Here is a 15,018-nt window from a genome sequence, read left to right as displayed (position 1 = left end):
CATCCGAAGGAAAAGGACAGAGAGGGAAGTGAGTAAAAGGATAAAATCATGAGGAAATCAGGAGGGAAAGCATTGGAGCAGGAGAAAAAAAGACAGCCGGAGCAGGAAGGGGACAACGCACAGGACAGAAAAATCAGCTCCAGTCTGCGGGAAAATGAGAAGTATCTGAGAAAACGGCTGGAAAACTGCAGTGATATTCTGATCCGTCCCATGCGGTTGGGAGAGCAGCGAAAGGTAGATTGTCTGATGGTATATATTGAGGTTGCTGTTTCCAATATGATGCTGGATGATTCTGCCATTGGAAAAATGATCAATCATTTCTGGACCGTTTCTCCGGAACAGATCCGGGAGTTCGTTCAGTACAACAGTCTGGGAATTGCAGATGTAAAGAAGTTATCCGGAATGGAAGAGGCGCTAAGCGCCATACTTACAGGAAATGCAGTTTTCTTTATGGATGGTTATGACAGGGCCATGAAAATATCAAGCAAAGGATACCCGGCTATGGGAGTATCGGAAGCTGATAAAGAAAAGGTACTCAGAGGCTCCAGAGAAGGATTTTCCGACAGTGTGAAAAGTAATTCTGCGCTGGTGAGGAAGCGTCTGCGGGATACCAGGCTGAAGGTGGAGGAATATAATGTAGGTGTCCGGTCCCACACTCTGGTACAGATTCTTTATATGGAGGATCTGGTCCATGAGGAGCTTCTGGAGGAGGTAAAGGAACGGTTGGGAGAGTTTGAGATTGACGGGATCCTGGACAGTGGGATGCTGGAGCAGCTGACTGAGGATGCATGGTATTCGCCTTTTCCCCAGTATCAGACTACAGAACGGCCGGACCGGGCTGTGCAGGAAATTCTGAACGGAAAGGTTGTGCTTCTGTGTGATAACTCTCCGGAAGCACTGGTGTTGCCTGGGAATTTCGGCAGCTTTATGGAGAGCAGCGAGGACTGGTATCACAGGTTTGAGATGGCTTCCTTTCTGCGGATGCTACGGTATCTGGCAGTGCTGGCAGCTACCCTTCTGCCGGGACTTTATCTGGCAGTGATACGCTTTCATACCCAGATTCTGCCTGGGAATCTGATCCTTTCCTTTGCAGAGGCCAGGGAGGGAGTTCCTTTTTCCAGTGTGACAGAGCTGATTTTTCTGGAACTGTCCTTTGAATTGCTGCGGGAAGCGGGGGTGAGGGTGCCGGGTGCCCTGGGAAATGCCATCGGAATTGTGGGAGGCCTGGTAATCGGTCAGGCGGCTGTGGAGGCAAACCTGGTCAGCCCTATTGTAGTGATGATTGTGGCGCTTACAGCACTGGGATCTCTTGCAGTTCCCAATGAAGAGTTTGCGGCAGCATTTCGGCTGCTGAAATATGTTTTTCTTGTTATGGGAGGCGGCCTGGGGATTTATGGTATTGTTCTGGGAATATATCTTACAGCAGGACATCTGGCAGGGCTTGTCAGCTTTGGAATTCCTTATCTGATGCCCTTTGTGAAAAAAACTTCCGGAACCAATTCCGGGGAGGGAATCTGGCGGCTGCCTATCCGCAGAAGAATCTTTCGGCCGGGCTATGCCAGAGAAGACCAGAGCCTGCGGTTGAAAAGAAAGGAGCAGTCATGAGATTTGCAGAAAATAACAGAATTTCCCACAGACAGCTTTACAGGCAGATGATCCTGGAGTTTCTGGCGCCCTTTATTCTGTGTATGTACGGAGTCAGGAAGCTGAATGGAATCAATGCATTGATTGGCATGGCAATGGCCTTGATCCCTCTGGGTTTTTATGTGATCGTTCTTATCCGTATGGCACCGGTGTTTGAGAATCTGAAGAAAAGCGGCGGAGTTCTTGTGGGGCAGCTGACAGGATTATTTTTCATGGTGTTTATTCTTATGGCAGGCGGCTATATCCTGGCTGTTCTGGGACAGCTGGTGCCGGTAAGCCTGATTACAGGAATGTCTGAGGAATGGATTACTTTCTGGGCAGTTCTGGTGTGCATGACCGGGATCAGGGGAGGAATGCCCGGCAGAGGAAGAATGGCACAGATATCCGGAGGGGTGCTGCTGGGAGGCATGATTTTGATGATGGTTCTATGTATTCCTCAGGGAAAGATAGAATATCTGCAGGATATGGCTGCTGCATGGAAGTTTTCGGGTCAGGAGATTTTTGATGGCTTTTACGGAACCATATGTGCGTTTTCTGCTGTAGGGCTTCTTCCCTTTCTCCTGGGAAATGTAGAGAAATATGCAAGTGCCGGGAAAACAGTGCTGGCGGGGATTCTCACATTGGGTGGAATCCTTATGGGAATGGCTGTGCTCCTTCCTGCTGTGCTGGGATATGGCAGGGTTGTTCAGGAGAGATATCCGGTGCTGCCGTTGCTGGACGGAGCAGACCTGCCGGGAAATGTGCTGGCCAGATTTGATGTACTGTGGATGGGTTTTCTGCTGTACAGTCTTTTGTTTGCCCTGGGAAGCCTTCTACATTATAGCAGGCAGATCGCGGAAGGAGCAGGACTGGGACGGGGAAAAATGTGGACTGCAGTCGCAGCAGTTCTGATCTGGTGCATTGCCCGGACAGGAAAGTGGATTCTGGAGTCTTTTGGCTGGTACCTTGGCTATATTTTTGTTCCCGGTCTTTTGATCTGTCAGATATTTCTTTTTCTGAGGTCGAAAAAACGCCACAGAAAAAAAGGGGTGATAATTTCCGGAGTACTTATCTGCAGCATAATGCTGGGTGGCTGTGCAGGGGCTGTAGAGCCGGAGAAAAGAATGTATGCCCTGGCTCTGGGGGTGGATGCCTCTGAGGATGGACTTCTGGTTTCCTATGGAATGCCTGATCTGCCTGAAAGTACAGGACAGGGAAAAGAGGAGGAAAATGGAAGCACCAGGGTGTTGGCGATCAGAGGAGAGAATTTTACACAGATAGAGGAAGCTTATGATCGTTCTCAGGAAAAATTCCGGGATTTGGGGCACCTTCAGGTGTTAGTGCTGGGGAAGCAGCTTCTGGAGGATGGACGATGGGAGCTGGTGCTGGACTATCTGAAGCAGGAAGCCTTTGTGGGAGAGGATCTGTATGTATTTCAGGCAGAAAATGCCGGCCAGGTGCTGAACTGGCAGGGGCAGGATAATTCTTCTCTGGGAGAATATGTTACAGGGCTGATCGAAAACCGGATGTCCGGGCGCAGGGTGCATACGGTAACCTTGCGGCAGGTGTTTTATGAGAAATATAAAAGCCATACCATGCCAAAGCTGCCGGAAATTACAGTGACGGATTCTAGTCTGGAAATTTCTGTATAAAGTTTTTGGAACTGGAAATGCTTTCTGTAAGGAGGATATGGTTTATGGAGAAAAAAAGGCAAAGAAGACTGGTATTGTCTTTGGCAGCAGGACTTGTGGGGACTTTTCTGGTAAATGCAGTACCGGAGAGAACAGAATATACAGAAAATATTTACAGGGAACAGGCACAGATCACTGCCTGGTGGGGATCTTTATATCCGAAATTCTGCTTTGCGGAAAAACCTGAGAATACAAAAGAAAAAGTAAAGATTTCCTTCTGGCTTGCACAGGTTCTCGATTGGTGTTAGAATAGGAAAATAACCCAAAGAGATGGAGATTGAGCAATGAAAACAGACAGAGAGGCACCGGTAGGAGTTTTTGATTCCGGTGTGGGAGGACTGACAGTAGCGCGGGAGATCATGCGTAACCTTCCTTCAGAGAAAATAGTATATTTTGGCGATACAGCGCGGGTGCCCTATGGGAATAAATCCCGGGAGACGGTCATCCGGTATTCGCACCAGATCTGCCGCTTTCTTCAGGAACAGCAGGTGAAGGCCATCGTGGTTGCCTGCAATACAGCCAGTGCGTTTGCTCTGGATGCTATACGGGACGACTTTGACATTCCCATTATCGGGGTGATCGAAGCCGGTGCCAAGGTGGCTGCTGCCCGCACCAGAAATAAGCGTGTGGGGATCATTGGTACTGTGGGTACTGTGGGCAGCGGCATCCATGCAGAATATCTCAGGAAGCTGGACCCGGAGATCACGGTATTTGGCAAGGCCTGTCCGCTTTTTGTTCCTCTTGTGGAGGAAGGATGGCTGCATGATCCGGTGACTACAGAGGTGGCGGTCAGATACTTAAGGGAGCTACAGGATAAAAAAGTGGATACACTGATTCTGGGATGTACACATTATCCCCTGCTTCGTTCCACAATCCGGGAAATTATGGGAGAGGATGTGTGTCTGGTGAATCCGGCTTATGAGACAGCTCTGGAGCTGGGCAGACTGTTGACAGAAAAGGGACTTTCCAGTACAGGGGCACAGCAGAAGGAGTTCCCTTATCGCTTTTTTGTCAGTGATCTGGCAGATGAGTTTAAGGAATTTGCCAATTCGATTCTTCCTTATGATGTGGAAATGACCAAGAAAATTGATATTGAGAAGTATTAAGGCGCTGTAAGGGCAGCCTGTCAGGAGCAGAGAAAGATGGATAAAGAAGTATTGATTCATGTAAAAGGTTTACATATGATTGATTCTCAGGGAGAAGAGGAGCCGGTGGAGATCATTGTACCGGGAGAGTACTATTTCCGCAACGGAAGCCACTATCTCCGTTATGAGGAAATTGTGGAGGATTCCCACAAGCCTATCATTAATTACATAAAAATGTCTCCTAAGGGCATGGAAGTCCGCAAAAAGGGAGTAGTCAATGTACATATGGTTTTTGAGCAGGGAAAGAAGAATATGACCTATTATTCTACTCCCTACGGAACCATTGAGATGGGGATCGCGGCCACCAATCTTTTCCTGGAGGAAAAGGACGGAGGCCTGAACATGAAGGTGGACTATGCACTGGATATGAACCAGGAGCATGTTGCAGACTGCTGTCTGGCTATCCAGGCACAGCCAAAGGACTGTAAGAAATTTACTTTATAACAGGTATGTCTGCCTGTACAGGCGAAAAAATAAGAAAGACTGCTGTGACAACAGCAGCCTTTTTTATTTTTGAGTTGATTATTTGTTCTTTTTGAAACGGCCGAAGAACCCTTTCTTTTTCGGAGCCGGAGCTTCCAGAGAACCACGGAGTCCCTTTACTCCTACGATATAAAGACCACTTACCTCTGCTTTGATCTCCTTTTTCACAGGGATAAGGTCGAAAACCTTCTCATCTGCAATCAGAATGGAAATCTTGGGGCCAACCTTTGCCTTGACGATTGGCAGCTTGGAACGGCGCATCAGCTTAGGGGTCTGGTCAATAACCATCTGAGGAAGGCCGGATTCCTTCAGTGGCATCCTCTTTTTATCGATAACCAGCATGGAAATAGTTTGTTTGCTTGCTTCGATCTGAGCCTGCTGCTCTTCCTGTTTCTTCTGTGCTTTTTTGCCAAAGAAATATAAACCGATCAGTACACCGATCAGGATAACAAGAATGACCAGAAGGACAATTGTTACTGTGCTCATTTGCATCCTCCTAATTAATGTAGTGTAAACATCATTGTTTTATTTTACCATTAAATTGTTGAAAACGCAAGTTACTGTTCGTGCAGGTTTTCGGAAATTAAGTGGAAATTTATTTGTTTTCGGGGTATAATTAATTATGTATAACCTGTTTCCGGAGGCAAAGCGAAAAGGAACAGGATGTTGTCTTTACTTATATGGATAAAGGAGAAAATTATGAGCGAAATGAAGCCTGATTCTGTTGAAACAGAGGAGAGACTTATGGAAAAAGAACAGGATGTACCTGTGGAAGATAATGATAAAGCTTATGAAGACAGTGATAAAGCTTATGAAGACGATGATAAAGCCTATGAAGAGCGGAAAGCTGCCAGACAGGAGCGCCGCAGACGCCAGAAGCGAAAAAGGAGAAACCGTCGTATTGCAGGCGGGATCCTTGTTGCTGCAGTGGCAGCCATAGGTGTTGGCGTGGGATTTTACGGAGATGAGCTTCAGACTTTTTTTAAGGAACAGCAGGTGAAAATTTCCCAACTGACAGCAAGCAATAAAAAAGAAGAGAAAAAAGAGACTGCAGAGGATACGAAGAAAGCAGAAGAGGCGGAAAAAGAAGAAACAAAGGAGACAGAGCAGACTTCTGCAAAGGTGGAGGAGACTCCTGCCCCTGAGGACAATCAGGAAACAATGACCAAGGAAGAGAAAAAGATATACAAAAGGGCCAAGCTTTACAGTCAGCAGTATAATTATGACAAGGCAATCAAGGTTCTGAAGGAAAGCTCTTATTATGAGACCAACAGCAGATTTCAGCATGCAGTGGAGGTATATCAGAAGAAAAAGGATTCCTGTGTATCCTGGCCTATCGATCAGGTGACACATGTGTTTTATCACACCCTGATCGCAGATACCTCTAAGGCCTTTGACGGAGATTACAAGGCTGCAGATTACGATCAGGTAATGACCACCATAGATGAATTTAATAAGATCACTCAGAGCATGTATGATAAGGGCTATGTAATGGTAAATATTTATGATCTGGCCAAGGTAGATGAGAATGGTAATATGAGCGCAGGAGAGATTCTTCTGCCCCCCGGTAAAGTGCCGTTTGTCCTTTCGCAGGATGATGTGTGCTATTATCATTATATGGACGGTGACGGATTTGCCACCAAACTGGTGGTGGATGAGGATGGTAAGATCCGCAATGAATATGTAAATGATGATGGAAGTGTATCTGTGGGAGATTATGATATGGTTCCGCTGATCGACCGTTTTGTAGAGGAGCATCCGGATTTTTCCTATCGGGGAGCTAAGGGAATTGTGGCATTGACCGGCTATAACGGAATCCTGGGATATCGTACAGATATTAGCTATGAGACACGGCCCGATGATCTGGACCAGAATAAGGTAGACTGGCTGAACAGTCATCCGGATTTTAACCTGGATACTGAGAGAGAAGAAGCCAAAAAGGTTGCCCAGGCTATGAAGGAGGACGGATGGGTCTTTGCCAGCCACACTTGGGGACATCTGAATGTAAGTCAGATCAGTCTGGAGAGGCTTCAGGCAGATACCCAGAAATTTAAGGAAAATGTGGATCCTCTGATCGGAGGAACAGATATCATTATCTTTGCTTTTGGCGCAGACCTTACAGGAGTGGAGGACTATTCCGGAGATAAATTTGAGTATCTGAAGAGCCAGGGCTATAATTATTATTGCAATGTGGACTCCAGTAAATATTACGTGCAGCTCCGTGACAGATATTTCCGCATGGGAAGAAGAAATCTGGATGGATACCGAATGTATTATAATCCGGATCTGTTGACGGATCTGTTTGATGCCAGCGCAGTATTTGATCCTGCCAGACCGGTACCGGTGCCGCCAATGGGGTAGAATTAACGGAGTATAGCGATAGAAGGGAGAGAATATGAAGAAAAGAATATATCTTGCCATGCTTGCTGCATGCCTGGCGCTGACAATGACAGGCTGTGGAGAAAGCGGGAAAACAGGGACGGATACGGCAGAAACACAGGAGAACACAGATGGAAAAACTGCGGAGGCAGGGGTTTCCAGGCTGGTTTCTGTTGATAATGTAGATAAATATATCACTTTGGGAGAGTATAAGGGGCTGATCCTGGATAATACAGTGGAGGTCATCACAGATGATGATGTGCAGGCCAGAATCGACCAGGAGCTTCAGGATAAAGCAGAGGCAGTTTCTGACGGAGCCCAGGAGGGTGATCTGGTTACAGTGAATTATGTGGGAACTATTGACGGAGAGACTTTTGACGGAGGAACTGCCAATAATTATGATTTTATCATAGGAAACGGCGGGATGTTCCAGGAGTTTGAGCAGGGTGTGATTGGCATGAAGAAGGGGGAGACAAAGGAAATTTCTATTGATTTCCCTTCAGATTACAGTGATAGTACACTGGCAGGAAAAAAGGCAGACTATAAGGTGACTGTCCAGAATGTCCGCCGTGCTCCTGAGCTTACAGATGAATGGGTAACAAAAAATACAGATTATACCACAGTAGAAGAATACAGGGAGGGAACTTATAAGACTCTGGAAAAGGAAGCCAGGGAATCTGCAGGTGAAGTGTTGAAAAACACTGCATGGAATACAGTTCTGGAGAACACAGAGGTAAAGGAATATCCTGAGGCAGATGTGGAGAATGCGATCTCTGAATTCCACAAGAGTATGGAGGTTTATGCGAAACAGGCAGATATGACGCTGGAGGAGTTTGTGGAAAGCCAGGGAATCTCCCAGGATGCTTTTGATGAGCAGAGCCGCCAGTATGCAGAGGGCAAGGTAAAGCAGAATCTGATCGTTCAGGGCATTATGGATGCAGAGGGACTTTCCCTGGATGATAAGGAAAGCCTTAAGGTGCAGGAGGAGCTTGTAAAACAGATGGGAGCCGCTAATCTTGCAGAACTGGTAGATACCTACGGGCAGAGCTATGTGGATGAGTCTGTGGGACTGCTGCGGGTGGAAGACTTTATTGTGAAGAATGCAAGGGTAAGTGAAAAGTCAGCAAACGGAGATACAGTAGCAGATAATGCAGAGGGTGCTGCGGAGCAGGCAGAGGACTCTGCATCAGGAGACAGCCAGACAGAAGAGTCAGAAGTAGATCAGAATCTGGAAGATGAGCTTGGTACAGAGGCGGAATAGTGATTGTATTTATCGGGCAAATGAGTTATGATAGAGTAATGAGAGATACTTGACATGAATATTAAACAAAAAGTGGGGAAAGGTAACAATGGATAAGCGTGTTTTGCGTGAAAGAATGCGCAGAAAAAAACGTCAGATGATGATCAGGCGATATACAAGATTAGGCCTTTATGTCGTGGGACTGATTCTGGCAATTGTATTTGTGGTCAGAGGGATCATAATTCCTGTCGCACATCGTGTAACCGGAGGCGGTAATACAGGGAAAACTGTAGAGGCTCAGGCGCAGACTGAGCAGACTACTGATCCAAATGCAGCAGTGAGACAGCCGCTGAAGGGAAAATCAGATACAGATAAAATAGGCACCATGACTGTTGGATGGCATGAGGATTCCAATGGGAAATGGTATCAGAACGCAGATGGTACATATTATGCCGGGGGCTTCCAGGAGATTGACGGACAGACATATGCCTTCGATTCCAATGGATATTTACAGACCGGCTGGGTAACCAAGGGAGTGAATGATTATTTTTTCAAGGATGACGGCACCTACGATTCGTCTCAGAAGCGCCCCATGCTGGCACTGACCTTTGATGACGGACCCGGACAATATACAGAGGAGCTTCTGGATTGCCTGGAGGAGAACAATGCACATGCTACATTCTTTATGCTTGGTAAGAATGTCAGTGCATATCCGGAGGCACCAAAACGTATGCTTGAACTTGGCTGTGAGATTGGAAATCATTCCTGGGATCATACACAGCTGACAACAATTGATCTTGATGCAGTTGCAAAGCAGTTTTCTGATACAGATGATGCGTTGATTCAGGCATGCGGACAGGCTGCGAGTGTGGCACGTGCGCCTTACGGAGACGGAAATTCAGATATTTATAATACTGTAAATAAGCCGTTCTTTATGTGGTCTCTGGATACAGAGGACTGGAAGCTTATGGATGCAGATGCAGATTACAGTGCGGTAATGAATGGAGATCTGACAGATGGAAGTATCATCCTGATGCATGATATTCATGAGCCGTCTGTAAAGGCAGCTTTGAGGCTGATACCAGATCTTATTGCAAAGGGATATAAACTTGTAACTGTAAGTGAGATGGCAGAAGCCAAGAATGTAACCTTGCAGAATGCATGTTATGTGGATTTCTGGCAGAGTACTCTGGACAGCGGACAGGTTCCGGGATATCAGGGAGGTTCTGATGCAGCAGCTTCTGCAGACGGAACAGATGGTACATCTGATGCAAGTACAGACTCTTCTGACGGAAGTGAGGATTATTCTGATGGAAGTACAGATTCTGGAGATGGAAGCACAGATGACAGCAGCTATGATGACGGCAGCTATGATGATGGTAGCTATGACGACGGAAGCTATGATGATTCCGGAGATTACAGTGATGATAATGTAGATTATGGGGACGGATACGAATAAAACATGAATTTCAGAGATCTGTCCGGATAAAAGAAAGAAGAGCAGTTCCTGTAAAACTGTGATATATACTCAGAATTGCAGATATATCGCAGAGGGAACGGCTCTTTTTTTGATATCTGCAAATTGCTCCGCTGATTTATTTTGACCTTTTGACTCTGATATCATGAAATGAAAAGGTTATAGTTAATGAATTTTACAAAAAACACATAAAATCATCAGAAAAATTGTTGAATATACACAGAAATATGATTGACGTAGAGGATGGTCATTGGTATAATAAAAACTATAGAATGACTAAAGGTCAGTTCGCTAAGGGAGGACTCCAGATGGGTGAAAATATGAAATTTACAGATTTAGATCAGTATTTATTTGGTCAGGGGACCAACTATGAAGTATATAAAAAATTAGGAGCACATCCTGGTACCCGTCGTGGCAAAAAGGGTGTATATTTTGCTGTTTGGGCACCTAATGCACAGGCAGTGTCAGTGATCGGAGACTTTAATGGATGGGATGAGACTGCCAATCCTATGAAGAAGGTGGGTCCCATCGGGGTTTATGAGATTTTTGTAAGGGAAGCAGAGATCGGACAGCTGTATAAGTTTTTTATTACAGGAGCTCACGGGGAGAAGCTTTACAAAGCAGATCCCTATGCTAATGAAGCTGAGAAGCGCCCCGGAACTGCATCCAGGATCACAGATATTACAGATTATAAATGGAAAGATGCCACATGGATCAGAAACAGAGAAAAGTATGATTATAAAACACAGCCTATGGCAATTTATGAAGTACACCCCGGTTCCTGGATGAAGCATGGATGGACAGAAGAGAATGAGGAAGGCTTTTATAATTATCGTGAATTAGCCCCTGTTCTTACTGACTATGTGAAGAAGATGGGATATACCCATGTAGAGCTGATGGGAATTGCAGAGCATCCCTTTGACGGATCCTGGGGATATCAAGTGACCGGATATTATGCTCCTACTTCCCGTTATGGAACACCTCAGGATTTCAAATATATGATTGATTATTTTCATCGCAATAAGATCGGAGTTATCCTTGACTGGGTGCCGGCACATTTTCCAAAGGATGCCCATGGTCTGGCTAACTTTGACGGAACTGCAGTGTACGAGCATGAGGATCCCAGACAGGGAGAGCATCCGGAATGGGGGACAAAGATATATAATTACGGCCGCCCGGAGGTAAAGAACTTCCTGATTGCCAATGCTCTCTACTGGGTGGAGGAATGCCATGTAGACGGACTGCGAGTAGATGCGGTGGCATCTATGCTGTATCTTGATTACGGCAAAAAGGATGGCGAATGGGTTGCAAATAAGTACGGCGGAAATAAAAATCTGGAAGCCATTGATTTCTTTAAGCATCTGAACACAGTAGTGCAGGGAAGAAACCATGGAACTGTTATGATCGCAGAGGAATCTACTGCTTGGCCCAAGGTTACAGGAGCTGTGGAGGAAGAGGGACTGGGCTTCAGCCTGAAGTGGAATATGGGCTGGATGAATGACTTCCTGGAATATATGAAGCTGGATCCTTATTTCCGTAAATATAACCATAATAAGATGACATTCTCCATGACTTACGCATATAGTGAGAAGTATGTGCTGGTACTTTCCCATGATGAGGTGGTTCATCTGAAATGCTCTATGCTGGAAAAGATGCCCGGAAGCCCGGAGGATAAAGTGAAAAATCTGAAGGCTGCATATTCCTTTATGACCTGTCATCCGGGTAAGAAGCTTCTGTTTATGGGACAGGATTTCGGACAGCTCAGAGAGTGGAGCGAGGAGAGAGAAATTGACTGGTTCCTGCTGCAGGAAGAACCGCACAGAAAGCTGCAGGAATATTATGCAGATCTTCTTACGATTTATAAGAAATATCCTGCTCTTTATGCTATGGATAATGATCCATCCGGCTTTGAGTGGATCAATGCCGATGACGGGGACAGAAGTATCTTCAGTTTTGTGAGAAAGTCACCTACCGGAAGAAATAATATTTTGTATGTGGTTAATTTCACTCCTGTGGACCGTCCGGACTACAGAGTAGGTGTACCAAAGAAAAAACAATATAAGCAGATCATGGATGAAAATGGTCTGTTGACAGAGCCAAAGACCTTTAAGGCTGAGAAACAGGAGTGCGATAACAGACCGTTTTCCTTTGCATATCCGCTTCCTGCTTACGGAGTTGCAGTATTTACCTATTAAACATGGTAAAGCGTTAAAAATTCGTGCAAAATAAATAATTGCTTTTTCTTTCTGAGTGCGATATAATGAGCGCGAACAAGAAGAGTTGATTAAGTTTGTACATGTTGAAAGGAGAAAAACATGAAGGTATCTAATATTAAAGACATTGATAAATTTTTTGAAGTAGTAGACAGCTGTGATGGTAAGGTGGAATTAGTAACAGGCGAAGGCGACAGACTGAACCTGAAATCTAAGTTATCCCAGTATGTATCTCTGGCAAACATTTTCTCAGGCGGAGAGATTCCGGAGCTTGAGATCGTTGCATATGAGAAAGAGGACATTGATAAATTAATGAGCTTCATGATCAACGGCTGATCATAGAATATACTAAGGGGCATGATATCATGCCCCTTTCTTTAACCGAATAAACTACGGAGCAGATATTCGGTTATGAGCAAGTAGCGAAGCGGATTGCGAATATCCGCTTGACAGGACAAAGTGTGTAAAAAAGCTTTGGAACTGTAACTGACAGTATACGTATACGGCTGGAAACCAGGGGGCGGACTGCTTCCTGGTCAAAGTGCGTTAAGGTACAATAAACAGTAATCAGAAAGAAAAGGAGAAAAATGAATCATGGCTACAAAAATTGATATTATTTCCGGTTTCCTTGGAGCCGGCAAAACTACATTGATCAAAAAACTTCTGAAAGAAGCATTTGCAGATGAGCAGGTGGTACTGATTGAAAATGAATTTGGCGAGATCGGTATTGACGGAGGTTTCCTGAAAGAGGCGGGAATCCAGATCCGTGAAATGAATTCCGGATGTATCTGCTGCTCCCTGGTTGGTGATTTCGGAACTTCTCTGAAGGAGGTTGTTGAGAAATATCATCCGGACAGAATTCTGATCGAGCCATCCGGTGTAGGCAAATTATCAGATGTGATCAAAGCAGTACAGGGTGTCCAGGGAGATGTGGATATTGTACTGAACAGCTATACCACTGTGGTAGATGCAAAGAAATGCAAGATGTATATGAGAAACTTTGGCGAGTTCTTTAATAATCAGGTGGAATATGCGGGAGCGGTTATTATGAGCCGTACGGATATTGTAGATGAGAAAAAAGCGCAGCAGGCAATGGAGCTTCTTCGTGAGATCAATGGAAAGGCTGCCATCATTACCACTCCTATTGAAAAACTGGATGGTAAGAAGATCCTGGAGGTTATGGAGAAACCGGTATCTCTGGCAGATGAGATGATGGAGGAAGAGGTTTGCCCGGAATGTGGACATGTGCATGAGCATCATCATCACGATCACGACCATGAATGTGGCTGTGGCCATGACCATGAGGAGCATGAGCACCATCATCACGACCACGAATGCGGCTGTGGCCATGACCATGAGGAGCATGAACACCATCATCATGATCACGACCATGAGTGTGGCTGTGGCCATGACCATGAGGAGCATGAACACCATCATCACGATCACGACCATGAATGCGGCTGCGGCCATGATCATCACCATCATCATGCAGATGAGGTCTTTACAAGCTGGGGACGTGAGACTATCCGTAAATACAGCCAGAATGAATTAAAAGAAATGCTGGATGCGTTGTCTGCATCTGAAGAGTATGGTATTATCCTCCGTGCCAAAGGAATGCTTCCTGCTGAGGACGGAACCTGGATCTATTTTGATATGGTTCCTGAGGAAACAGAAATCCGTGAGGGTGCACCGGAATATACAGGACGTCTCTGTGTGATCGGTTCTAAATTAAAAGAGGATAAGCTGGCAGAATTATTTAAACTTGCTTAGTGATGTTGTAAAAATAAAAGGTTAAAGGAAATAATATTATGGAAGATATCAAGGTTCCCATTTATCTCATTACCGGTTTCCTGGAAAGCGGAAAGACCACTTTCCTGGATTTTACATTGCAGCAGGAGTATTTTTCCATTGATGGAAAAACTCTGTTGATCCTCTGTGAAGAGGGAGAAGAGGAATATGACAAGGAAAAACTGAAGCTTGCAAACACAGTAGTTGAGGTGATCGAGGAAGAGGATGACCTTACACCTCAGCGTCTGGCTGCTATGGATATTATCCATCAGCCGGACCGTGTGGTTATAGAATACAATGGAATGTGGCTTGTGAGCAAATTTGAACAGATGGAACTGCCGGAAGGCTGGGGGATTGAACAGGAGATCACCTGTGTAGATGCCACTACCTACCAGGTGTACATGGCAAATATGAAATCTCTGTTTATGGATATGGTCAGAAATACAGACATGGTTATTTTTAACCGCTGTAAAGAGGGAGATCCTCTGCCTGCATACAGAAGGGGAATCAAGGTTGCCAATCAGAGTGCAGAGGTTATTTTTGAGGATGAAGAAGGGGAAATGGAGGATATTTTCCAGGATGAGCTGCCCTTTGACATCAATGCACCTATTGTGGAGATTCCCCCTGAGGATTATGGAATCTGGTTTGTAGATGCCATGGATAATCCAGATACCTATGTGGGAAAAATCGTACGTTTTAAGGGACGTGTGATGAAGCCACGTGGAATGGGAAGCAAATTTTTTGTTCCCGGACGTGTAGCTATGACCTGCTGTGCGGATGATACCACATTCCTGGGATATATCTGCAGAAGTGATTATGCTCCTCATATCAAGGAAGGAAGCTGGGTGGAGGTAACTGCGAAGGTTGCTTTTGAAAATCGTACAGAATATCAGGGAGAGGGCATTGTTCTTTATGCGTCAGATGTAAAGGAATGTGAACCTTTAAAAGAAGAAATGGTATATTTTAACTAGGGAGAAAA

Annotated in this window: 13 protein-coding genes; 12 read left to right on the top strand and 1 reads right to left on the bottom strand. The window is 45.3% G+C overall.

The annotated features are described in order from the left end of the window. The first annotated feature begins 72 nt into the window (after positions 1-72). Genes ACTNDS_RS08945 through ACTNDS_RS08925 form a run of 5 tightly spaced genes read left to right on the top strand, consistent with a single transcriptional unit; the run spans position 73 to position 4,903 of the window. Positions 73-1,605, top strand: coding sequence for a spore germination protein (locus ACTNDS_RS08945; protein WP_186995488.1), 1,533 nt, complete (start codon positions 73-75; stop codon positions 1,603-1,605). Beyond that, positions 1,602-3,275 (top strand): GerAB/ArcD/ProY family transporter, encoded by a 1,674-nt coding sequence (locus tag ACTNDS_RS08940; protein WP_441035136.1) that lies wholly within the window; start codon positions 1,602-1,604, stop codon positions 3,273-3,275. The genes ACTNDS_RS08945 and ACTNDS_RS08940 overlap by 4 nt, the downstream gene beginning before the upstream one ends. A gap of 44 nt (positions 3,276-3,319) precedes the next feature. Then, complete coding sequence (locus ACTNDS_RS08935; protein WP_173744175.1) at positions 3,320-3,562, top strand: hypothetical protein; 243 nt, start codon at positions 3,320-3,322, stop codon at positions 3,560-3,562. A gap of 36 nt (positions 3,563-3,598) precedes the next feature. Then, positions 3,599-4,420, top strand: coding sequence for a glutamate racemase (murI, locus tag ACTNDS_RS08930; protein ID WP_173744174.1), 822 nt, complete (start codon positions 3,599-3,601; stop codon positions 4,418-4,420). Positions 4,421-4,456: 36 nt separating this feature from the next. After that, a complete protein-coding gene (locus tag ACTNDS_RS08925; RefSeq protein ID WP_441035134.1) occupies positions 4,457-4,903 on the top strand; it encodes a DUF1934 domain-containing protein in 447 nt (148 codons plus the stop codon). A 78-nt stretch (positions 4,904-4,981) separates the two neighbouring features. On the opposite strand, the gene ACTNDS_RS08920 is transcribed toward ACTNDS_RS08925, so the two are convergent. Then, entirely contained in the window at positions 4,982-5,428 is a 447-nt protein-coding gene (locus ACTNDS_RS08920; protein ID WP_173744172.1) for a hypothetical protein, read from the bottom strand. A gap of 213 nt (positions 5,429-5,641) precedes the next feature. Between ACTNDS_RS08920 and ACTNDS_RS08915 the strand changes: the two genes are divergently transcribed. The 7 genes from ACTNDS_RS08915 to ACTNDS_RS08885 all read left to right on the top strand — a co-directional run bounded on the left by ACTNDS_RS08915 (position 5,642) and on the right by ACTNDS_RS08885 (position 15,010). After that, positions 5,642-7,303, top strand: coding sequence for a polysaccharide deacetylase family protein (locus ACTNDS_RS08915; protein ID WP_441035133.1), 1,662 nt, complete (start codon positions 5,642-5,644; stop codon positions 7,301-7,303). Between the two features lie 34 nt (positions 7,304-7,337). Continuing rightward, positions 7,338-8,582, top strand: a complete 1,245-nt coding sequence (gene tig / locus ACTNDS_RS08910) for a trigger factor (RefSeq protein ID WP_441035131.1) — start codon at positions 7,338-7,340, stop codon at positions 8,580-8,582. Between the two features lie 88 nt (positions 8,583-8,670). Continuing rightward, on the top strand, positions 8,671-10,020 hold the full coding sequence (locus tag ACTNDS_RS08905; RefSeq protein ID WP_441035129.1) for a polysaccharide deacetylase family protein: 1,350 nt from the start codon (positions 8,671-8,673) through the stop codon (positions 10,018-10,020). A gap of 326 nt (positions 10,021-10,346) precedes the next feature. Then, positions 10,347-12,233 (top strand): 1,4-alpha-glucan branching protein GlgB, encoded by a 1,887-nt coding sequence (gene glgB / locus ACTNDS_RS08900; RefSeq protein WP_441035127.1) that lies wholly within the window; start codon positions 10,347-10,349, stop codon positions 12,231-12,233. A gap of 120 nt (positions 12,234-12,353) precedes the next feature. Then, entirely contained in the window at positions 12,354-12,587 is a 234-nt protein-coding gene (locus ACTNDS_RS08895; RefSeq protein ID WP_019160428.1) for a hypothetical protein, read from the top strand. Positions 12,588-12,845: 258 nt separating this feature from the next. Next, positions 12,846-14,021, top strand: a complete 1,176-nt coding sequence (locus ACTNDS_RS08890) for a GTP-binding protein (protein ID WP_441035125.1) — start codon at positions 12,846-12,848, stop codon at positions 14,019-14,021. A gap of 38 nt (positions 14,022-14,059) precedes the next feature. Beyond that, positions 14,060-15,010, top strand: coding sequence for a TIGR03943 family putative permease subunit (locus ACTNDS_RS08885; RefSeq protein WP_173744166.1), 951 nt, complete (start codon positions 14,060-14,062; stop codon positions 15,008-15,010). Positions 15,011-15,018 lie beyond the last annotated feature (8 nt).

The sequence above is a fragment of the Blautia sp. HCP3S3_C12 genome (genome assembly GCF_052064155.1).
Taxonomy (GTDB): domain Bacteria; phylum Bacillota; class Clostridia; order Lachnospirales; family Lachnospiraceae; genus Blautia_A.
The sequence above is the reverse complement of the archived record's forward strand: the minus strand, read 5'-3'. Positions and strand labels throughout refer to the sequence as shown.